The organism is Pseudomonas sp. MSSRFD41, from assembly GCF_014230245.1.
Classification (GTDB): domain Bacteria; phylum Pseudomonadota; class Gammaproteobacteria; order Pseudomonadales; family Pseudomonadaceae; genus Aquipseudomonas; species Aquipseudomonas piscis.
Genome location: NZ_JACKZK010000001.1, coordinates 639,806 through 661,746, shown reverse-complemented (window position 1 = coordinate 661,746; position 21,941 = coordinate 639,806). Strand labels below are relative to the sequence as shown.

The window sequence follows — 21,941 nt, the reverse complement described above, 5'->3', positions numbered from 1 at the left end:
TCCATGTGCTTGGTTCCAGACTGGCCAACGCCGCACGGAAGCGCCCAATGAAACGCATGCTCTATTGCTGCACCCTGCTAGCCCTCACGGCATGCGTAGCCATCTGGCGCATCGGCACCCCGGTCGATAGCGCCTCCTGCCCGGGCTCGCCCGTGGCCTCCGGTCCCTTGGGCGGCTTCATCGAGCAGTATGTCAACGACAGCCAGGGCGCCGACTGGCGAGACAACGGCGGGCCCCTGGGTATTCTCCAAGATCCGGCGGCCCAGGCGATCGTCCAGCATCCCGAGGCCTACTACTGCGAAGCGCTGGCGCTGCTGGCCAATCCGCAGCGCAGCCAGACGCAAAAGGTGCATGCCACGGCCTTGATGCTCTCGCTGCCCATCGGTCACTACCTGGGCTGGATGGACGCCACCCACGGGCTGTACCAGCGCGGCGCCATCGACCAGGCCGTCATGCAATTGGTGATATTCCCAAGGAGCACGGCGCTCGACTACTGGTGGCTGCCGCAATGGCGTTCGCGTTTCCAGCGCGCTGCGCCGGGCTTGTATGACTCGGCCTTCGTCAGCCAGGTGCTCAACGGACAACACTGGTTCAGCTACCCCGGCCAGGGCTATTGATCTTGTGGGCGGTTGGCGGACCCGGCAATGAACTGGCGATAACCTCGCTTCGTGTAGCCGCTGCCGCAGGCTGCGCACGGCCCGGCACGGGCCGCCAGGCCTGAATCCAGGGTGTGCCTGACGCAACACTGGGGTGGTTGGCGGGCGCTGCGCGCCCGTACGCAGCCTCGCTGAGGCTCGACAGCGGCTACAGGGTTCGGCAACGACAAAGGGCGACCGTGGGTCGCCCTTTTTCGCTATCGCAGGGTTCAGGCGGCGCTGAACAGCTTGTGCGGGTCGATGACGAATTTCTTCGGCACGCCGGCATCGAACTCGCCGTAGCCACGTGGCGCGTCGTCGAGGCTGATGACCTGCACGCCCACCACTTCGGCGATGTTGATCCGGTCCCACATGATGGCTTGCATCAACTGGCGGTTGTACTTCATCACCGGGGTCTGGCCGGTATGGAAGCTATGGGACTTGGCCCAGCCCAGGCCGAAGCGAATGCTCAGGCTGCCCAGCTTGGCGGCGGCATCCACCGCGCCCGGATCTTCGGTGACGTACAGGCCGGGAATGCCGATCTTGCCCGCCACCCGTACCACGCCCATCAGCGAGTTGAGCACGGTGGCCGGGGCCTCGTGCTGGGCGCCGGCATGGCCATGGCCACGGGCTTCGAAGCCCACCGCATCCACCGCGCAATCCACTTCCGGCTCGCCCAGCAAGGCGGCGATCTGCTCGTGCAGCGGGGTGTCCTTGGACAGGTCGGCGATCTCGAAGCCCTGGGCCTTGGCATGGGCCAGGCGCACTGGGTTGACGTCACCGACGATCACCACCGCCGCCCCCAGCAAGCGCGCCGACGCGGCAGCGGCCAGGCCCACTGGGCCGGCACCGGCCACATACACGGTGCTGCCCGGACCGACACCGGCGGTCACCGCGCCGTGGTAGCCGGTAGGCAGGATGTCGGACAGGCAGGTCAGGTCGCGGATCTTCGCCATGGCCTTGTCGCGGTCCGGCAGCTTGAGCAGGTTGAAGTCGGCATAGGGCACCAGTACGTACTCGGCCTGGCCACCGGTCCAGTCGCCCATGTCGACGTAGCCATAGGCACCGCCGGCGCGGGCCGGGTTGACGCTCAGGCAGACCCCGGTGTGCTGCTCCTTGCAGGAACGGCAGCGCCCGCAAGCCACGTTGAACGGCACCGAGACCAGGTCGCCGATCTTCAGGTTCTCGACGTCGCTGCCCTTCTCGATCACCTCGCCGGTGATCTCATGACCCAGCACCAGGCCGACCTGGGCGGTGGTACGGCCACGGACCATGTGCTGGTCCGAACCGCAGATGTTGGTGGACACCACGCGCAGGATGACACCGTGCTCGATCTTCCTGCCGCGTGGGTCCTGCATTTTCGGATAGTCGATCTTCTGTACCTCGACCTTGCCGCTGCCCAGATACACCACACCACGATTACCAGACATGTCATTCACCTCGCTGTTGTTGTTATGAAGAGAGTGGAACCAGCTTCGAACGGCAAGCTACAAGCCGCAAGAAGTATGCGGACCGCTTTTTCTTGCGGCTTGGAGCTTGCAGCTTGCCACTAAAGAACAACCGTGCGGTTGCCGTTGAGGAACACCCGCCGCTCGATGTGATAACCCACCGCCCGGGCCAGGGTCAGGCATTCGATATCGCGGCCCTTGGCGATCAGGTCCTCGGGGTAGTAGCTGTGGTCCACCACCTCCACGCCCTGGGCGATGATCGGGCCCTCGTCCAGGTCGTTGTTGATGTAGTGGGCGGTGGCCCCCACCAGTTTCACGCCCTTGTTGTAGGCCTGGTGGTAGGGCTTGGCGCCCTTGAACCCCGGCAGCAGCGAGTGGTGGATGTTAATCGCCTTGCCATCGAGCTTGCGGCACAGGTCCGGCGACAGCACCTGCATGTAGCGGGCGAGAATCACCAGCTCGGCGCCGGACGCCTCGATCACCTGCCACACCTGGCGCTCCTGGCCCGGCTTGTCGTTGGGGTCGAGGGGGAAATGGTGGTAGGGAATCTGGTGCCAGTCGGCCAGGGGCTTGAGGTCCGGATGGTTGGACACCACCGCCACCACGTCCATGGGCAACTGGCCGATGCGCTGGCGATAGAGCAGGTCGTTGAGGCAGTGATCGGCCTTGGAGACCATGATCACCACCTTCGGCCGGTCATGCGGGGCCGTCAGCTCGAAGTTCATCTCAAAGGCCCTGGCGCGCTCGGCCAGGCCCTCACGAAAGCCCTGCTCGTCGAGGCCATCGGGCTGGCGGAACTCCACGCGAATGAAGAACCGCCCCGAAAGCCGGTCGTCGAAGGAGTGGTGCTCGGTGACGTAGCAGCCCTGCTCGAACAGGAAGCGGGTCACAGCGTCCACCGTGCCGAGCACGCTGGGGCAGTCGGCGGTCAAGATCCATGTGTCGGGGGCGCGGCTCATGCTGGACAACTCCTGTTCTTGATAGGCAACCGCTACGCGGTCGAATCGCGGGCAAGCCTCGCTCCTACAATCCCGGCGCAGGCGCGAGGCATGCTGGCGACAAGGGTTCAGGCCTGAACGCTGAGGCCGTATTCGGCCGCGGCATCCTGCAACCACAGCCACCAGTAGTCGGAGAAGCTGCGGCGCACCAGCAGTTCCCAGGTTTGCTCGCCGGTGCGGCGGATCACCAGTTGCGACTTGGCGAACACCGTGCCCACCGCCTTGCCCACCGGGAAGTTGCTAGGGTGCACGTCGTAGCTGGTGGACTTCATCAGCACCCGGCGCACATCGGGGCCGGACAGCTCGAGGATCTGCTGGCCACCGCTGACGTTGACGATCTGGATATGCAACTCGCCCAGGGCCTCGCGCAGCTTCTGCTCGGCGGCGAACTCCTCGCCACCGGGCACGATCAGCAGCCACTCGTCCGGCCCCAGCCATTGCAGGCTGGTCTCGCCCTTGCTCACCAGGGTCAAGGCGGCCGGCAGCTCCAGGCCCAGGGCCTTGTGCACCCCCGCGGCGAAGGCCGGGTCATGGCCATCGCCACGCAGGGTCAGGTGACCGAGGAATTTCTTCTCGCGCAGGATCACCCCGGCGTTCTTGCGGCCCTTGCCCACCAGGCTCGGCAGGTCGGCGTGGTGCAAGGGCGATTGCGCCTTGGCCTCGCCGCTTGGGCGCTGTTGGTAAACGTTGACTGCGGTCATAGAGCACCTATCTGCAAATTCTTGCATCACACCCGTGGGAGCGGAGCTTGCCGGCGCTGAGCACATCGCGCTCTGGCTGAGGCACCGCGCCTATCTTTTCGCGGGCAAGCCTCGCTCCTACGGGATCTGGTTAAACGTTCTGCCGATCGCCCTTGGGATCGAAGAACACCGAAGAAACGATTTCCGCCTCGATCACCCGGCCATCGGCCAGGGGCGCGAAGACCCGCTCGCCCATGCGCTTGAGGCCACCCTTGACCACCGCCAGGGCAAAGGAATACCCCAGGGAGTTGTGGGCGTAGCTGGAGGTCACGTGACCGACCATGCTCATGGGGATCGCCTGCTTGGGGTTGAACACCAGCTGCGCGCCCTCGGGCAGCCACTGGGTCGGGTCCAGCGGCTTGAGGCCCACCAGTTGCTTGCGCTCCTCGCGCACGCAGTCCTCGCGGTTCATCCCGCGCCAGCCGATCCACGAGAACGGCTTGGTACGGCCCACGCACCAGCCCATGTTCAGGTCGTCCGGGGTCATCGAGCCGTCGGTGTCCTGGCCGACGATGATGAAACCCTTCTCGGCCCGCAGCACGTGCATGGTCTCGGTGCCGTAAGGGGTCAGGTTGTACTTCTTGCCGGCCTCGACGATCTGCTCCAGCACGCCCATGGCGTAGTTGGCCTGGACGTTGACCTCGTAGGACAGCTCGCCGGTGAACGAGATCCGGAACACCCGGGCCGGCACGCCGCCCACCAGGCCTTCCTTCCAGCTCATGAACGGGAAGCCGTCCTTGTCCAGGTCGATGTCGGTCACTTCGCTGAGCAGCTTGCGGCTGTTGGGGCCCGACAGAGTCAGGGTGGCCCAGTGGTCGGTGACCGAGGTGAAGTACACCTTCAGGTCCGGCCATTCGGTCTGCTGGTAGATCTCCAGCCATTGCAGCACCCGGGCCGCACCGCCGGTGGTGGTGGTCATCAGGAAGTGGTTGTCGGCCAGGCAGGCGGTGACGCCGTCGTCGAAGACCATGCCGTCTTCCTTGCACATCAGGCCGTAGCGGGCCTTGCCCACGTCGAGCTTGGTCCAGGCGTTGGTGTAGATGCGGTTGAGGAACTCACGGGCATCCGGCCCCTGGATATCGATCTTGCCCAGGGTCGAGGCGTCCAGCAGGCCGACGCTGTCGCGCACCGCCTGGCATTCGCGCTTGACCGCGGCATGCAGGTCTTCGCCGTTCTTCGGGAAGTACCAGGGCCGCTTCCACTGGCCGACGTCCTCGAACTTGGCGCCGTTCTGCACATGCCAGGCATGCAGCGCGGTAAAGCGCACCGGCTCGAAGATATGCCCGCAATGACGCCCGGCCACGGCGCCGAAGGTGATCGGCGTGTAGTTCGGGCGGAACATGGTGGTGCCCATCTGCGGGATGCTGACGTTCAGCGAGCGGGCGGCGATGGCCAGGCCGTTGACGTTGCCCAGCTTGCCCTGGTCGGTGCCGAAGCCCAGGGCGGTGTAGCGCTTGACGTGCTCCACCGACTCGAAGCCCTCGCGGGTCGCCAGTTCGATGGCGGCGGCGGTGACGTCGTTCTGCAGGTCGACGAACTGCTTGGGCGCCCGTGCGGTGCCTTTTTCATGGGGCACCTGGAACAGCGCCAGGGTGGGTTCTTCATGCCGGGCCAGGGCCTTGGGCAACACCCCCTCGACGACCTGGAACCCAGCCTCGCTGGCCGCGCGCACGCCGCCTTCGAAACCATCGGCCAGGGCATCGCCCAGGCTATAGACGCCATTGATGCCGCCCACGCACACGCGCTTCTGCGGCGCTTCGCCCGGCACGAAACCGAGGATGTCCTCGCGCCATACCGGCTTGCCGCCCAGGTGCGACGCCAGGTGCACCACCGGGCTGTAGCCGCCGGAACTGGCGATCAGGTCGCAGTCGAGCCACTCGCCGGGGCTGGTGACCTTGTGCGCCTTGACGTCGATGGCCGCCACCCGGGCGCCGGTCACGTGCTTGCTGCCGCGCGCCTCGATCACCGCGCTGGACGTCAGGATGCGAATGCCCTTGGCCCGCGCTTCCTCCACCAGGGCGCCACGGGGGTTGTGCCGGGCATCGGCGATGGCCACCACTTGCAGGCTGGCGTCGAGCCAGTCCAGGGCCACGCGATAGGCATGGTCGTTGTTGGTGGACAGCACCAGCTTCTTGCCCGGGGCCACGCCGTAGCGGCGCACGTAGGTGGACACCGCGCCCGCGAGCATGTTGCCCGGCACATCGTTGTTGCCGTACACCAGCGGCCGCTCGTGGGCGCCGGTGGCCAGCACCACACGCTTGGCCCGCACCCGGTGGATGCGCTGGCGCACCTGGCCGATGGGCGCACGGTCCCCCAGGTGGTCAGTGAGGCGCTCGTGGATGGTCAGGAAATTATGGTCGTGGTAGCCGTTGACCGTGGCCCGGGGCAGCAGGATCACTTCCGGCAGGGCCTTGAGCTCGGCCACGGCGCTGGCCACCCACTCGGCGGCGGGCTTGCCATCCAGGCTCTCGCGGCTGTCCAGCAGGCTGCCGCCGAACTCTTCCTGCTCGTCGGCGAGGATCACCCGCGCACCACTGCGAGCGGCGGCCAGGGCGGCGGCCAGGCCCGCAGGCCCGGCACCGACCACCAGCACGTCGCAGTGGTGGTTCATGTTGTCGTAGCTGTCCGGATCGTTCTCGGTGGGCGAGCGGCCCAGGCCCGCGGCCTTGCGAATGTACTTCTCGTAGGTCATCCAGAACGACTGCGGATACATGAAGGTCTTGTAGTAGAAGCCCGGCGGCATCAGCTTGCCGCCGACCTTGCCGAGAATCCCCATCATGTCGTTGTTGACGCTGGGCCAGCCATTGGTGCTGGTGGCCACCAGGCCCTGGTACAGCGCCTGCTGGGTGGCTCGCACGTTGGGGACCTGGGTCGCTTCGGTGGCGCCGATCTGCAGCACCGCGTTGGGCTCCTCGCAACCGGCGGCGAAGATGCCCCGGGGCCGCGAGTACTTGAAGCTGCGGCCGATGATATCGACCCCGTTGGCCAGCAGCGCCGAGGCCAGGGTGTCGCCCTCGAAGCCCTTGTAGCTCTGGCCGTTGAAGGTGAAGGTCAGGACCTTGTTGCGGTCGATGCGTCCGCCGTTGGACAGGCGATTGGTCTGGCTCATACCTTCTCTCCCGCAGCCTTGGCAGTGAATTGCGGCTTGGTACCGATCTTGTAGGTTTCGAGGATTTCGTAGGTCACGGTGTCGCGGGTGGCGTTGAAGTACTGGCGGCACCCGGCGGCATGGATCCACAGCTCGTGGTGCAGGCCACGGGGGTTGTCACGGAAGAACATGTAGTCGCCCCACTGCTCGTCGGTGCAGGCATTGGGGTCCAGCGGCCGAGGAATATGGGCCTGGCCGGACGAATGGAATTCCTCTTCGGAGCGCAGTTCGCCGCAGTGAGGACAGAAGATGTGCAACATGGGATTTTCTCCTCGGACCTCTGATTAGTGGGCGACGGCCGCAGCGCCATGTTCGTCAATGAGGGCGCCGTTGTGGAAACGCTCGATGGAGAACGGCGCGGCCAACGGATGCATCTCGCCCTTGGCCAGGCTGGCGGCAAAGACGTTGCCCGAGCCCGGGGTGGCCTTGAAGCCGCCGGTACCCCAGCCGCAGTTGAAGAACATGTTCGGCACCGGGGTCTTGGAAATGATCGGGCAGGCATCCGGGCTGGTATCGACGATGCCGCCCCACTGGCGGTTCATGCGTACCCGGGAAAGGATCGGGAACATCTCGACGATGGCCTGGATGGTGTGCTCGATCACCGGATAGGAACCGCGCTGGCCATAACCGACCCAGCCGTCGATGCCGGCACCGATCACCAGGTCGCCCTTGTCGGACTGGCTGATGTAGCCATGCACCGCGTTGGACATGATCACGCTGTCGATGATCGGCTTGATCGGCTCCGATACCAGCGCTTGCAGCGGGTGCGACTCGATCGGCAGGCGAAAGCCCGCCAGCTTGGCCATGTGCCCGGAGTTACCGGCGGTGACCACGCCCACGCGCTTGGCCCCGATGAAGCCCTTGGTGGTCTCGACGCCGATGCAGGCGCCATTTTCCTTGCGAAAGCCGATCACTTCGGTCTGCTGGATCAGGTCCACGCCCAGGGCGTCGGCGGCCCGGGCGAAACCCCAGGCCACGGCATCGTGCCGGGCCACGCCGCCACGGCGCTGGACGGTAGCGCCGAGGATCGGATAGCGGGTGTTCTTCGAGCAGTCCAGGTAGGGAATCTCGTCCGCCACCTGTTGGGTGTTGAGCAGCTCGCCATCGATGCCGTTGAGGCGGTTGGCGCTGACCCGACGCTCGGAATCACGAATGTCCTGCAGGGTGTGGCACAGGTTGTAGACCCCGCGCTGGGAGAACATCACGTTGTAGTTCAGGTCCTGGGACAGGCCTTCCCAGAGCTTCATCGCGTGTTCGTAGAGCTGCGCCGACTCGTCCCACAGGTAGTTGGAACGCACGATGGTGGTGTTGCGCGCGGTGTTGCCGCCGCCCAGCCAGCCCTTCTCCACCACCGCGACGTTGGTGATGCCGTGTTCCTTGGCCAGGTAATAGGCCGTGGCCAGGCCATGGCCGCCACCGCCGACGATGACCACGTCGTAGACCTTCTTCGGGGTCGGCGTGCGCCACATGCGCTGCCAGTTTTCATGGTGGCTCAGAGAGTGCTTGAAGAGGCCGAAGCCCGAGTAGCGTTGCATAGTCATTGCTCCAATGGCGGCTCTCAGCGGTAGACCGGGAAATCGGCGCACAGGGTCGCCACCTGGCGGGCGACATTGGCCTCGACATCGGCATCGCCGAGGTGGTCGAGGATGTCGCAGATCCAGCCGGCCAGCTCGGTGCACTGGGCGACCTTGAAGCCACGGGTGGTGACCGCCGGGGTACCGATGCGCAGGCCGGAGGTGACGAACGGCGACTGCGGGTCGTTGGGCACGGCGTTCTTGTTCACGGTGATATGGGCGCGGCCCAGGGCGGCATCGGCATCCTTGCCGGTCAGGCCCTGGCGGATCAGGCTGACCAGGAACAGATGGTTATCGGTGCCGCCGGACACTACATCGTAGCCACGTTTGACGAACACGCCGGCCATGGCCTGGGCGTTGTCGATCACCTGCTTCTGGTAGGCCTTGAAGCCAGGCTCCAGGGCCTCCTTGAAGCACACTGCCTTGGCGGCGATCACATGCATCAGCGGGCCGCCCTGGGCGCCGGGGAACACCGCGGCGTTGAGCTTCTTCTCGATCTCCTCGTTGGCCTTGGCCAGGATCAGCCCGCCACGGGGACCGCGCAGGGTCTTGTGGGTGGTGGTGGTGACCACGTCGGCGAACGGGATCGGGTTGGGGTACAAGCCAGCCGCCACCAGCCCGGCAACGTGGGCCATGTCGACGAACAGCAGCGCCCCGACCTTGTCGGCGATCTGCCGGAAGCGCGGGAAGTCCAGGGTCTTGGAATAGGCCGAGAAGCCGGCGACGATCATCTTCGGCTGGTGTTCCACGGCCAGGCGCTCGACCTCGTCGTAGTCGATCAGCCCGGTGCTGGTGTCGATCCCGTATTGCACCGCGTTGTACAGCTTGCCCGAGGACGACACCTTGGCCCCGTGGGTCAAGTGCCCGCCGTGGGCCAGGCTCATGCCGAGGATGGTGTCGCCAGCCTGCAGCAAGGCCAGGTACACGGCGCTGTTGGCCGACGAACCGGAATGCGGCTGGACGTTGGCGTAGTCGGCGCCGAACAACTGCTTGGCCCGCTCGATGGCCAGGGCCTCGACCTTGTCCACATGCTCGCAACCGCCGTAGTAGCGCTTGCCCGGATAGCCTTCCGCGTACTTGTTGGTCAAGCCGCTGCCCTGGGCCTGCATCACTCGCTTGCTGGTGTAGTTCTCCGACGCAATCAGCTCGATGTGGTCTTCCTGGCGCTGCTCCTCGGCATTGATCGCCGCCAGCAGTGCATCGTCGTAGCCCTGGATCTGGTCTTGCTTGCTGAACATCACGTCTCTCCCAGCGGCGGCGCTGCGCCTTTCGTCTCGGTGAGGCCAGCCCTGAAGCTGCGCCCTTTGGATGCGATGGTATGACCGCCACGCAGAGCCCAGATGCCTATGGACGCCACGCAAGGATGCGTTTACGACATACCCCGGCGCCCACAGGCCAATGCACCGGACAAAGGCTCTAGCCCCAGCCTCCCACCCCACGCCCCACGGCCACTACGCGCCCGTACGCAGCCTTCGGCAGCGGCTACACGAAGCGCACCTGTAGCCGCTGTCGAGCCAAGGCGAGGCTGCGAAAAGGGCCGAAGGACCTTCAGCGGATTCAAGATCCATACACGAAGCGGGTTGCACCACACTCCGCGATGCGCCGCCCGGTAGGGCGCGCCGTACGCTGGTGATCTTGATTCACCCGCCCCCTGGGAAGGCCGAGTGCAGGTGCTTATCAGGGGAATGGCGCGCAGCGCCCCTCGACGCAGTCGAGGACATCGCTGGAAGCGATGCCCCCTGAGAAGTACCGGAACGAGGGAACCCGAGCGCAGCGAGCGGCCGGACGTGGGGGCAAGCGTTTTTGGTTACTTTTTGCTGGGCCGGCACTCCGGCGTTTGAAAAAAGTGACCCGCCGTAAGGGCGGAACCATAAGCAAGCCACCCCACCGCCAACGGATATGTACTCCATCCCCAGGACACCTGGCCGGCTACCAGGCCGCCAAGGTCGCCAAGGCCCCGAAGCGCCCCCATCACCCCAACACCTGCCTCACCCCCAACAACACCAAAAAATGCCCCGGATACAACCAATAGGCCCACCGCCGCATCGCCGGCACCCACCCTCCACCACGCATCCCCCGCAACAGCCACATCCCCAGCCCCGGTGCCAGCAGGCAAGCGACCACCCCCCAATCCGCCAGCGGATTGCCCAGGCGCACCGCCGCAAACAGCACCTCCCACTGATTGCCCGCCAGGCACAACACCCCCGGCAGCACGGCGAAATACCAGGGCCGACGCAGCACTAACAGCAAGGCCAATGGCAGCAGCACCCCGAACGCACCGAACATCAGCCACCGCGAAAACCCCAACGCCACCCCCAGGGCCATCACCCCCAAAACCAGGTCAAGACCGCTACGCCGCTGCCAGCCCCGCGCCACCAGCAATCCCAGGGCCAGGGTCGGCAGCACGTTCAGGGTGTCGGGCTCGGGAACGAACAGCCGGTAGGGAATTTCACTGAGCCCGCAGAAGGCCAGCAGCCACCCCAGGTAGCGCCACTGCCCGGTCCGCTGCGCAGTGCCGACGCGCCGAAGATTGGCCGCCATCGCCAGGCAGAACCAGGGAAACGCCAGGCGTCCGGGCACATACAGCCAGTCCAGTTCCAGGCCCACGTAGCGCAGGTGATCCAGGACCATGCTCAACAGCGCCAGCCACTTCAGCGCATCCAGTGCGCTGTCGCGCGGCAAGGGCACGGGCATCAATGTCGCGTCACGCATAAATCCTCATGTGCCATGCATTATTACTCGCTAACAGAGCGTGTGCGGGGTCGTTATTCTTGGGTAAAGTGCGCACCATGATCGACCACGGAACCCTCTCATACGGAAGCCGGCCATGACCGACAAGAGCCAACAATTCGCCAGCGACAACTACTCCGGTATCTGCCCCGAGGCCTGGGCCGCCATGGAACAGGCCAACCACGGCCACGACCGCGCCTACGGCGACGACCAGTGGACCGCCCGCGCGGCGGATCATTTCCGCCGGCTGTTCGAGACCGACTGCGAAGTGTTCTTCGCCTTCAACGGCACCGCCGCCAACTCCCTGGCCCTGTCGTCGCTGTGCCAGAGCTATCACAGCGTGATCTGCTCGGAAACCGCCCACGTCGAGACCGACGAATGCGGCGCCCCGGAATTTTTCTCCAACGGTTCCAAGCTGCTGATCGCCGGCACCGAGAACGGCAAGATCACCCCGGCTTCGATCCGCGAAGTGGCCCTCAAGCGCCAGGACATCCACTACCCCAAGCCCCGGGTCGTGACCCTGACCCAGGCCACCGAGGTCGGCAGCGTCTACACCCCGCAAGAAGTACGCGCCATCAGCGACACCTGCAAGGAACTGGGCCTGAACCTGCACATGGACGGCGCGCGATTCTCCAACGCCTGCGCCTTCCTCGGCTGCTCGCCGGCGGACCTGACCTGGAAGGCCGGGGTCGACGTGCTGTGCTTCGGCGGCACCAAGAACGGCATGGCGGTGGGTGAGGCGATCCTGTTCTTCAACCACAAGCTGGCCGAAGACTTCGACTACCGCTGCAAGCAGGCTGGCCAGCTGGCCTCGAAGATGCGCTTCCTCTCGGCGCCCTGGGTCGGCCTGCTGGAGAACGATGCCTGGCTCAAGTACGGCCACCACGCCAACCACTGCGCGCAACTGCTGGCCAAGCTGGTGGAAGACATCCCCGGCGTGGAACTGATGTTCCCGGTGCAGGCCAACGGCGTGTTCCTGCAACTCTCGGAACCGGCCCTGGCCGCGCTGGCCGCCCGGGGCTGGCGCTTCTACACCTTCATCGGCAAGGGCGGCGCACGCTTCATGTGCTCCTGGGACACCGAGGAAGAGCGCGTGCGCGAACTGGCGGCGGACATCCGCACCGTGATGAGCGCCTGATCCGTCCGGCGAGGGGCTTGCGCCCGTGCATGCCCCTCGCCACCTCAGCCGCCCTTATGAGGCTCAGAACTCCACGCGCACATCGCCCTTGGGCACGCTGCAGCACGACAGGATGTAGCCTTCGGCTTCGTCTTCCTCGGTGATCCCGCCGTTGTGCTCCATCTCCACCTCGCCCCCCAGCTTGAGCACCTTGCAGGTGCCGCAGATGCCCATGCCGCAGGCCTTGGGAATCATCAGGCCAAGCTTGGCCGCCGCCGCGTGCACGGTCTCCCCCGGGGCCACGCGGATGCTCTTGCCCGACGCGGTGAATTCCACCTGGTGCAGGTCGGCGGCATCCACTTCCGGCGCCTCGGCGGCCTGCTCGGCCTGTTCCACCGCATCGGCCCGGGCATCGGCCGGCGTCGCGCCGAACGACTCCTCGTGGTAGCGGGTCATGTCGAAGCCGGCGGCCTCCAACAGGCGCTTGACCGCATTCATGTAGGGCGTGGGGCCGCAGCAGAACACCTCCCGCTCGAGGAAGTCCGGCGCCATCAGCTCCAGCATCTTGTGGTTGAGGTAGCCGCGGTAACCGGCCCAGGGCTCGCCCAGGCCGTGGCGCTCGCAGATCAGGTGCAGGCTGAAGTTGTCGATCCGCGACGCCATGTGCTCCAGCTCGCGGTGGTAGATGATGTCCTTGGGCGAGCGGGCGCTGTGGATGAACACCATGTCGACATTGCCGTTGGTGTCGTAGAACCAGCGCGCCATGGACATCACCGGGGTGATGCCGACCCCGCCGCTGAGGTAGAGGATCTTCGGATTGGGGAAGTCGATGGCGTTGAACAACCCCACCGGCCCGTGCACCGCCAGTTCCTGGCCCTCGTGCAGGGTGTCGTGCAGGTAGTTGGAGACCTTGCCGCCGGGCACGCGCTTGATGGTCACCGAGAAGCTGTAGGGCACCGACGGCGAGCTGGAGATGGTGTAGGAACGCATCACCGGCTGGCCTTCGATCTCCAGCTCCAGGGTGACGAACTGCCCCGGCTTGAAGAAGAACATGATCGGCTGGTCGGCCATGAAGCAGAAGGTCCGTACGTCCCAGGTTTCCTGGATGACTTTGACGCAACGGACGATGTGCCGACCATTGGCCCAGGTCTGGGTGGTTACCGGGTTGAGGAAGGTATTGGACATGCTGTTCTCCACGGCCGACTGTCGGCGTCTTGCCAGCGATTCTGCGTAAGGCGCCCAGGGCCTGTTTACCTATCCGCGACATTCACATGCTTATCGCGACCAGGCCCCGGCTACAGGGCCTACGGCGTCGGGAACAGATTGGGCCATGTCGCCCATGGATAAGGTTCGTGGCGCCTGCGGACCCACACTCGGCCCCACGACAACCGCTGCTTTTTCGTGACTTGCGTAGCACCGACCGTAGCCACTCCCTAATACGCCGGCCGCACCGAACGGCCATGAGGACCTGAACGATGGACGTCACCACCCTGAGCCTGGGCGATCCACTGGAACCCGCACGCAAGGCCACCGCGCAAATGCTGCAGGAGCGCGAGCGGACCTTCTCCCTGCCGCAACCCTTCTACTGCGACCAAAGGCTGTTCGACATCGACATGCAGGAGATCTTCCACAAGGAATGGCTGATCGCCGGCATGACCTCGGAGATTCCCGCCAAGGGCAACTTCATCACCCTGCAGATCGGCAAGAACCCGATCATCGTCATCCGCGGCGCCGACGGCGTGGTCCACGCCTTCCACAACGTCTGCCGGCACCGCGGCTCGCGCCTGTGCACCAGCGACAAGGGCAAGGTGGCCAAGCTGGTCTGCCCCTACCACCAGTGGACCTACGAAGTGGACGGCCGCCTGCTGTTCGCCGGCACCGAGATGGGCGCCGATTTCGACATGAAGCAGTACAGCCTCAAGCCGGTGCAGGTGAAGACCGCCGGTGGCTACATCTTCATCTCGCTGGCCGAGAACCCGCCGGCCATCGATGACTTCCTGGCGACCCTGGCCCACTACATGGAGCCCTACGACATGGAGAACACCAAGGTGGCGGTGCAGACCACCTTGATGGAAAAGGCCAACTGGAAACTGGTGCTGGAGAACAACCGCGAGTGCTACCACTGCAATGCCTCGCACCCGGAGTTGCTCAAGACCCTGCTGGAATGGGACGACGTCACCGACCCACGGGCCGACCAGGCCTTCAAGGACCACGTCGCCGCCTCCGCCGCCGCCTGGGAAGCCGAGAAGATCCCCTACGCCCACGCCAGCTTCGGCCTGCGCAACCGTATCGTGCGCATGCCGCTGCTCAAGGGCACCGTGTCCATGACCCTGGACGGCAAGCAGGGCTGCAAGAAGCTCATGGGCCGGATCAAGAACCCGGACCTGGGTTCGATGCGCATCCTGCACCTGCCCCATTCGTGGAACCACTGCATGGGCGACCACATCATCGTGTTCACGGTGTGGCCGATCAGCGCCCAGGAAACCATGGTCACCACCAAGTGGCTGGTGCACAAGGACGCCGTGGAAGGCGTGGACTACGACGTGGAGCGCATGCGCCAGGTGTGGGACGCCACCAACGACCAGGACCGGCGCCTGGCCGAGGAGAACCAGCGCGGCATCAACTCCACCGCCTACCAGCCCGGGCCCTACTCCAAGACCTACGAGTTCGGCGTGGTCAACTTCATCGACTGGTACAGCGAGCGCCTGCTCAACAACCTCGGCGCCGAACCGGCGCCCTACCTCAAGGGCGTGCCGGTCACCGGCTGAGCTGCGCGCGACCGCAGATCCTGACGGCCTGGCAAGCTCGGCAGCGGCTACATGATTCGCCTCTGTAGCCGCCACATCCGTGGTATCACACCAGGGGCCAGCGCACCGTGCCTTTCTCGCTGACGAACTGTTCGGTGATCTGCGCCCCCTGCAGCCTCACCCGGGCATAACCGTTGAGCACCCGCAGCGGGTAGTTGGCATCGCCGGCTTTCTGGGTTTCCGACCACAACACCCCGGGCGCGTGATCCAGCTCGCTGGCATCGCCATAGGGGATCGCCCCGTGGCCGACGCAACGCCCGTTCATCACCCCCATGCCCTGGGGATCGGTCTTGGGCGCGTAGAAAATACCGTTGTGCAGGTGTCCCCAGTACCAATAGTCCGGCACGCGATTGCCCAGGGCCTTGCACACCTGGCCGTACAGCGCGGTCGGGGTCTTGCCGGTGATGTCCAGGCCCTGGTGATGGCTGAGCAGGATGATCTTGCGGCCCTGGCCGTGACTGGCCATCAGGTCGCTGAGCCATTGTTCCTGGACGGCATTGAGGTTGCCGTCCATGTACAGCTGCATCTCATCGGAGGCGTAGGCACTGTCCAGGCCAATGATCAGCCAGTGGGTGTTGAACAGGGCGAAATAGCTGGTGCCCTGCTGGTCCGGGAACAGCGTCTGGATCTCGTCGAAGTAGCCATGGGCGCCGCTGTACATCTCATGGTTGGAGTTGAGGCTGAACGAGGCCTTGCTGCCCATGGGCCAGGACGCCAGGTTGTTTCGCTCGTCGCTGTCGGTACCGGCGTAGTACACATCGCCCAGGTGGATGGTCACCTGCGGTTGGTCCGCGGTGATCAGGTCCGCCACCCGCTGCGCCGCCGACTGGGGCTCGAAGTAGCCGGTTCCCCAATCCCCGGCCAGGTCCAGCAGGACCTCATCGGGGATCTGCAGCAACGCCGGGGTGGTGCCGAAGGTGGCGTGGTCGCGCAGGTTCTCGATCCAGGCCACCAGGGCTTCGCTCCATTTCAGGTCCAGCAGCTCCCACTTGCGACAGCCCAGCAGGCTGCCGTCCTTGAGCACCTGGGTCGCCAGCTGGTCCACCGATTGTGGCAGGGGCTGGGCCGCGCCCAGGTGCAGCACCGACAGGCCATGGGCCAGCTCCCAGGGCACCGGCGGCTGGCCCGGCGGCAAGTCGCCGTGGGCGATGGCGTATTGCGCCTGGTCGTGGGCGCGCTGTACCAGGTCGAGGATGGCTTGCAGCTCCTTGGGCTCGAGTTGGTTGCGCAGATTCTTCCAGGCCAGGTCGAACCGGGCGACCAGGCCATCGACCTGGGCTTTCATCCGGCCGAACTCCTCTTCCACACTACTTGCCAGTGACATAGCGGTGTCCCTCCTGATAGCCCTGCGGCGGCACGGGTTGCTCGCCTCCCAGGGTCTTCATGTATTCGATCAACGGCCCTTTCTGCCGCTCGGAAAGCGGCGTGCCAGGAGGCTCAACCCAGGGCGGTCTTCTCCAGGTGCGCGAGGATCAGCGGGTACACATCCACCACCGCGTTCTGGCCGAAGATGCAGTCGATATGCCCATAGCCCGGCACCACATGCCGACTGAACAACTCAGGGCCATGCAACTGGCACAGGCGCTCGTAGGTCTTCTGGGTGCTCAGCGGCAGGTAGCACTGGTTGTCGGCGCCGCTGATGAAGCAGATCGGCAGCTTCAGCCGATCGAAATGCGGCATGTAGACGTCCTGTCCCTTGAAGTCCACCAGGTGGCCCTTGCGGCAGATCAGCGCCAGGTGCTCGAAGGTCTGGATATTGGACTCGCCGAACAGCTCGTGCAGGTTGTCGTGCAGGTTCTGGTTGAGGGTGTCGTGGCGATACAGCGAGGCGTACATGAAGGTGATGCGATGGCACACCGGGTTGGTGCAGTAGCCCTGGGCCTCGATCCGCGCATAACCGTTGAGCGCCTTGTCGTAGAGCTTGTTGAACCAGCTTTCCTTGCTGTCGGCATAGGCCGTCAGCGACTTGATGCCGATGGCGTCGAGCATGCCCGGCAAGTGCAACCCGGCCTTGATCCCGGTGGCGGTAGCCACCACGGTGTCGGCGGCGACCTGCGAGCAGACCACCGAGCGCACATGCTCCAGGCCCGCCAGCAGCGACATGAAGAAGGTGGTGGCGCCATAGCAGTGCACCACGCATTGCACGTCCCGGGCGCCGGTGGCTTCGCGGACCTGGGCGATGGCGGCCTTGAAGTCGTAGGCGGCGATCTGGTCGCCATTGCACTCCTGCTTGCTGGCCGGCAACAGGATGCTGACCCGGAAATCCAGGAGCCAGACGTCATAGCCGTACTTGCACAGGTACTCCAGCAGGTTGGTCTGGATGGTGTCGGTGGAAAAGATGCTGGAGCCCACGCCCAGGCCGTGGACCAGCATCACCGGGCCCTTGCCGCCGGCCCGGTAGCGGGTCAGGCGCAGTTGCACGCGATCTTCGGTCTCGAAGAACTGCACGCTCGGCACCGGCGCGGCCAGCGGCCGCTTGACCCGTGGCGGAGCGTCGGGATTGAAGTAGATATCGCCGGCGAACACCCCGCCGTAGCTTTCCCAGAGGATCCCGGCGAAGAACTGGCCGAAACGTGCCAGGGCCTCGATGCGCTCACGCTCGTTGCGGGCGTTGAGCACCTTCATGGTGGTCATTTGCCGGGCGAAATCCGCAGGCTGGATGTGCATCACGCCCGAGCCCAGCACCGGCCCGTTCTTGTCCTGGCCTCGGTACAGGGTCACGTAGAGCGTGCTGGTGTCGGGCCAGATGTTCAGCACGCCGTGGTCCTCGGGCACGGTCTTGAAGGCGCTGAAGTAATAGTCGCTGCCGTCCTCGGCGCGAAGGCGCATGTCGTAGTTCATGTGCCGCACGCCCACTTGCTGCTGGTATTGCTCGAACAGGTTGAACACCCCATGGCTGGCCACCAAGGGCTGAGGCGACAGCATCGGCGCCTCCAGGGTGCCCACCAGGGTCGCGGCGTGCTCGCGCTCCTTGATCATCCGGTTGAGGTCGGCGGCGGTGATGGTCAGGGTGAATTCGATGGACGAGTTCTGCTCTTCGCCGCGCTTGGCCGCCGCTTGATAGAGCGCCAGGTCGGTGCCCTGGGGCTGGGTGAAGGCCGTGGAGAAGAAACCCTTCATGGTCTCGGTGAACTGCACGCCCAGGGTCGGCGCCACAGCCGGCTTGCCAGGGGCCGAGGGCAGGCGGTAGTCGATCTTCCAGCCGCGGTCCTCGGCCAGCAGTTGCATGGTGCGCTCGCTCACCGCCGAGATGGTCAGCAACGGATTGACCGCCAGGGAGGTGGGAATCACCGCGCCATCGGCCACATAGAGCCCGGGATAGACATCGGTGCCCTGGGTGCCGCTGAACACCTGGCCCTTGTGGTTGACCACGCCCTGGCTCGCGTCCTCGCCCATCACGCAGCCGCCCAGGGGATGGACCGAGACGATGCTGTGCTTGAGCAGCCGGGTCCAGATCGGATTCTCCACCCAGACCCCGCCCAGGGCCCGGGTGCTCTGCAGCAGGCGCTGGTTGCCCAGCACCACGTTGGGCTGCTCGCCCACGCCCGGCCAGTCGATGCGCAACTGGTCCTGGGCGTCCAGCAGCATGCGCCCGCGACCGTTGTCGTGGCTCATGATCAGGTAAGTCTGCATGTTGTGCAGGGCGCCATGGTAGGGCCCGCGCAGGAAGCTTTCGGCCTCGCGTTCCTTGTAGCCCAGCTTGCCGCTCAAGCTGTTGTCGGTGGCCTGGCCCAGGGTGCTGGCGAACAGCGCCATGCTCGGCACCATGGCCTGGCCGAGGGCACCGGGGATCGAGCCTTCCTCGATGACCATGCGGCTGGTGCGATCGCCTTCGGTGCGCATGTCGATCACCGAGGTGATGCACGGGCCCACGGGTTTCAACTCGCTGGCCGGATGAGTGCCGAAGCCGATGCCGTTGATCGGTTGCTCGCAGTTATGGCCGAAACCGAGGATGTCGCCGTTGCCGCTCATGTGCTCGCCCAGCTGGGCCGAGGTGGCCAGGCCCTTGGCCCGCGAGCGCAGGAGGATCTCGGTGGAACCCAGGGTGCCGGCGGACAGCACGACGATATCGGCCTTGACGAACAGGGTCGGCGCCGAGAACTTCTCGCGACCGCTATCCAGGTACTGGAAGTGCACGATCCAGCCATCGCCATCACGCTCCAGGTGGCGCACCTGGGCCTGGCAGAAAATCTCGGCGCCGTGGTTGCAGGCGTCGGGCAGGTAGTTCATCAAGGTGGTGTTCTTGGCCTTGTTGTTACAACCCGAGACGCAGTCGCCGCATTGGTTGCAGGGCAGTTGCTCGACCCCGACATGGTTGAGGTTGTTGGGCAGCTTGTTGAAGGTCACGTTGATCGGCGGCTTGTAGAAATGCGCGCCTTGCTTGAGGTAGTCCGCGGACTTGCGATGGGCCTTGAGCTTGTCCAGGGCCGGCGCCGAATCGGGATAGGGATTGGGCTTGAGCATCTCCCGGGCCAGGGCGAAACCCTGCTTGAGCAAGGTGTCGCGGTGGTCGCGCACCGCCTGGGGCCAGCGTGGGTCATCGAACACCCCGGGCTCGGGCTCCAGGGCGACGTTGGCGTTGATCAACGAGGTGCCGCCCAGGCCGCAACCCACCACCACGTTCTGCTGGGCGTTGACATGCAGGTCGAACAAGCCGGTGCGCGAACCGATATGCCCATCGGGATCGTGCACCTGCAACTCCTCGGTGGCGCTGGCCAGGGTGTTGGGAAACTCCCCGGGGCGAATCTCTCGCCCACGCTCCAGCAGGCACACCCGGCGCCCGGCCCGGGACAACCGCGAAGCGGCGATGCCGCCGCCATAGCCGGAGCCGATGACGACGACGTCGTAGTGTTCCTGGATCTCGCTGATGGGGGTGGCGATCCGAGTCATGGCGGGGTTCCTCTCAGGCAGATGGGGCGACTCTATGGTCGCTTCCTTCAGGTGCAGCCGATCACGCAGGCAGCCGCACGGGCCGGCCGCTGCGCCAGAAACGCAAACCGTGGAAAGCAGTGTCGGGATCGAACAGCCACTGGGGCTATAGGCGTGCGCGCTGGTTGGCGGCACGGCGGCGGGTGCGCCGGGGGAAGGTCCCGCCGTTGGAAGCCCGTGGTAGATGACAGTCCATTGCCTGCACTCCCTGGGCCGGGTGTGGATAAGTAACGAGCCGGTCCTAGTGGCATCAGTCAAGTCAGGCCGCTTGCCACTGTCAAGGCGGTCATTAGAACTGTATGAAATTTGATCTATTGCCGTACACGCTATGAATTACAAGGCCCGTAGCGGTTGGCGAACAACTTATCCACATCTTGGCCCACAGCAATTGTGGGCAAGTGCACCGGGGATGGGGATATTTCCTTGGGGATTCCCAGGAAAATCCATAGGTTAGGCAAAAACAAGCGTTTGACGCGCCTCTGATCAATTTTTGAACAAAAGCCTGAAAGCCTTGCTACACATGGCTTACAGCGCGAGGCGAACACCTTATCCACAGATCGGCCAACAGACTTTGGGGGCAACTGCGGGCGCTACCCGCGATGTCTGTGGAAAAACCCTCCAGGCCAGGAAAATACCGCCTTGCAGGCACCTGGACAGGCCCAGAATCAGGATTTGGGTGTTTTTTGACCAGATCGTGCCAAGCCTTGTCCTGCAAGGGCTACAGCCCTGAGCGAACATCTTATCCACAAAAGCGCCAACAGACTTTGGGGGCAACTGCTGTGCACAACTGTCCCCTGAGGGGTTCGACAGCGCGGAAAAAAGCCAGGAAAAACCATAAGTTAGCCTGGTCAAATTTCATACAGATGGCTGTAGGGCTTGGCTGGCGTGGGTTGGAGCAAGGCGCGAACATCTTATCCACAGAGCCGCGCACAGGGATTGTGAGTAACCGTGGAGACAGGCCTGCAAGCCAGGCTCCCCCAGGAACAGCCGGTCGACGCTCGATTGCTCGCGATAGCGCTAGTGCGGCGGGTGCCGCCCTAGCGGAGCACCCCCTCTTCCAGCAACAACTTGAAGATAGCCTCGGCCCCGGCTTGCGCGCTGAGGTCCTTGAGCACCTGGCCGGTGCCGCCGCTGGCCTTGGCGGTGGCGGCCTTCATGCGGTCGGCGCCGCTCTTGGCCTTGATCACCTTCAAGCGCTTGGGCCGTGGCCTGGCCGGCTGCAGGCTGGCGCCGGTGAACAGCTCGTCCTCCACCACCATGACCTGGTCGGCGCGCAACACCCCGCGCCGCGCCGGGCCATAGGCACTCTGGCGAGGCTTGGGCGCGGCGTTATCCACAGTGGCGAGGAACGGCAGGCGCACCTTGAGCCGGCGCCGCTGGCCACGGGGCAAGGCCTGCAGCACATGGGCCACGCCATCTTCCAGGGATTCCACCTGGGCCAGCCCCACCACCAGCGGCCAGCCCAGGTTCTCGGCCAGCAGGAACGGCAGCATGCCCGAGCCTTCGCCCGTTTCCGCCTGGCTGCCAGTCAACACCACCTGGGCCCCGGCATGGCGCAGGTACTGGGCCAAGGCTGGCAAGGCATCGGCGCCGGCCGGCTGCTCCAGCACATGCAACTGCTCCAGGCCCATGCCCAGGTAGGCGCGCAGGGCCGGCTCGGCGGCGTCGCCGGCGTGCAGCACCTGCAGTTGTCCACCGGCCAGTTGCAGGCCCAGTTCCACGGCCCTGGCGTCTTGTTCGGCACGCCGTGGCCGACCGGAGGTCGGGTGCGCGCCGATGGAGACCAGGCTGATTACATGACTGTTCATGAGTGCT

15 protein-coding genes are annotated in these 21,941 nt (G+C 65.1%); 3 read left to right on the top strand and 12 right to left on the bottom strand.

Features of this window, described 5'->3' with window-relative positions:
* Positions 1-47 precede the first annotated feature (47 nt).
* On the top strand, positions 48-617 hold the full coding sequence (locus H7A76_RS03110; RefSeq protein WP_185697148.1) for a hypothetical protein: 570 nt from the start codon (positions 48-50) through the stop codon (positions 615-617).
* 248 nt (positions 618-865) lie between these two features.
* Here the strand turns inward: H7A76_RS03110 and fdhA are convergent, their stop codons facing one another.
* The 8 genes from fdhA to H7A76_RS03070 form a co-directional block, all read right to left on the bottom strand.
* On the bottom strand, positions 866-2,065 hold the full coding sequence (gene fdhA / locus H7A76_RS03105; RefSeq protein WP_185697147.1) for a formaldehyde dehydrogenase, glutathione-independent: 1,200 nt from the start codon (positions 2,063-2,065) through the stop codon (positions 866-868).
* A gap of 119 nt (positions 2,066-2,184) precedes the next feature.
* Positions 2,185-3,042: a formyltetrahydrofolate deformylase gene (purU, locus tag H7A76_RS03100; RefSeq protein ID WP_185697146.1), complete on the bottom strand. Its 858-nt coding sequence runs from the start codon at positions 3,040-3,042 to the stop codon at positions 2,185-2,187.
* A 107-nt stretch (positions 3,043-3,149) separates the two neighbouring features.
* Positions 3,150-3,782 (bottom strand): sarcosine oxidase subunit gamma, encoded by a 633-nt coding sequence (locus H7A76_RS03095; protein ID WP_185697145.1) that lies wholly within the window; start codon positions 3,780-3,782, stop codon positions 3,150-3,152.
* 130 nt (positions 3,783-3,912) lie between these two features.
* Positions 3,913-6,930: a sarcosine oxidase subunit alpha gene (locus H7A76_RS03090; RefSeq protein WP_185697144.1), complete on the bottom strand. Its 3,018-nt coding sequence runs from the start codon at positions 6,928-6,930 to the stop codon at positions 3,913-3,915.
* Positions 6,927-7,229, bottom strand: a complete 303-nt coding sequence (locus H7A76_RS03085; protein ID WP_022641500.1) for a sarcosine oxidase subunit delta — start codon at positions 7,227-7,229, stop codon at positions 6,927-6,929. The genes H7A76_RS03090 and H7A76_RS03085 overlap by 4 nt, the downstream gene beginning before the upstream one ends.
* A 24-nt stretch (positions 7,230-7,253) precedes the next feature.
* Complete coding sequence (locus H7A76_RS03080) at positions 7,254-8,504, bottom strand: sarcosine oxidase subunit beta (RefSeq protein ID WP_185697143.1); 1,251 nt, start codon at positions 8,502-8,504, stop codon at positions 7,254-7,256.
* A gap of 23 nt (positions 8,505-8,527) precedes the next feature.
* On the bottom strand, positions 8,528-9,781 hold the full coding sequence (locus H7A76_RS03075; RefSeq protein ID WP_185697142.1) for a serine hydroxymethyltransferase: 1,254 nt from the start codon (positions 9,779-9,781) through the stop codon (positions 8,528-8,530).
* 733 nt (positions 9,782-10,514) lie between these two features.
* On the bottom strand, positions 10,515-11,255 hold the full coding sequence (locus tag H7A76_RS03070; RefSeq protein ID WP_185697141.1) for a TraX family protein: 741 nt from the start codon (positions 11,253-11,255) through the stop codon (positions 10,515-10,517).
* 115 nt (positions 11,256-11,370) lie between these two features.
* Between H7A76_RS03070 and H7A76_RS03065 the strand changes: the two genes are divergently transcribed.
* Complete coding sequence (locus tag H7A76_RS03065; protein WP_185697140.1) at positions 11,371-12,411, top strand: low specificity L-threonine aldolase; 1,041 nt, start codon at positions 11,371-11,373, stop codon at positions 12,409-12,411.
* 63 nt (positions 12,412-12,474) lie between these two features.
* Here H7A76_RS03065 and gbcB read toward each other — a convergent pair whose 3' ends face one another.
* Entirely contained in the window at positions 12,475-13,575 is a 1,101-nt protein-coding gene (gene gbcB / locus H7A76_RS03060; RefSeq protein WP_185697139.1) for a glycine-betaine demethylase subunit GbcB, read from the bottom strand.
* A 290-nt stretch (positions 13,576-13,865) separates the two neighbouring features.
* Between gbcB and gbcA the strand changes: the two genes are divergently transcribed.
* Positions 13,866-15,158: a glycine-betaine demethylase subunit GbcA gene (gene gbcA / locus H7A76_RS03055; protein WP_185697138.1), complete on the top strand. Its 1,293-nt coding sequence runs from the start codon at positions 13,866-13,868 to the stop codon at positions 15,156-15,158.
* A gap of 85 nt (positions 15,159-15,243) precedes the next feature.
* Here the strand turns inward: gbcA and H7A76_RS03050 are convergent, their stop codons facing one another.
* From H7A76_RS03050 to H7A76_RS03040, 3 genes are all read right to left on the bottom strand, one after another.
* Entirely contained in the window at positions 15,244-16,521 is a 1,278-nt protein-coding gene (locus tag H7A76_RS03050; protein ID WP_185697137.1) for a metallophosphoesterase, read from the bottom strand.
* A gap of 113 nt (positions 16,522-16,634) precedes the next feature.
* Positions 16,635-20,087: an alpha/beta fold hydrolase gene (locus tag H7A76_RS03045; RefSeq protein WP_185697136.1), complete on the bottom strand. Its 3,453-nt coding sequence runs from the start codon at positions 20,085-20,087 to the stop codon at positions 16,635-16,637.
* Between the two features lie 1,076 nt (positions 20,088-21,163).
* The gene (locus H7A76_RS03040; protein WP_185697135.1) at positions 21,164-21,934 is read right to left on the bottom strand and encodes an electron transfer flavoprotein subunit beta; all 771 of its coding nucleotides are present in this window, start codon (positions 21,932-21,934) and stop codon (positions 21,164-21,166) included.
* Positions 21,935-21,941: the final 7 nt, after the last annotated feature.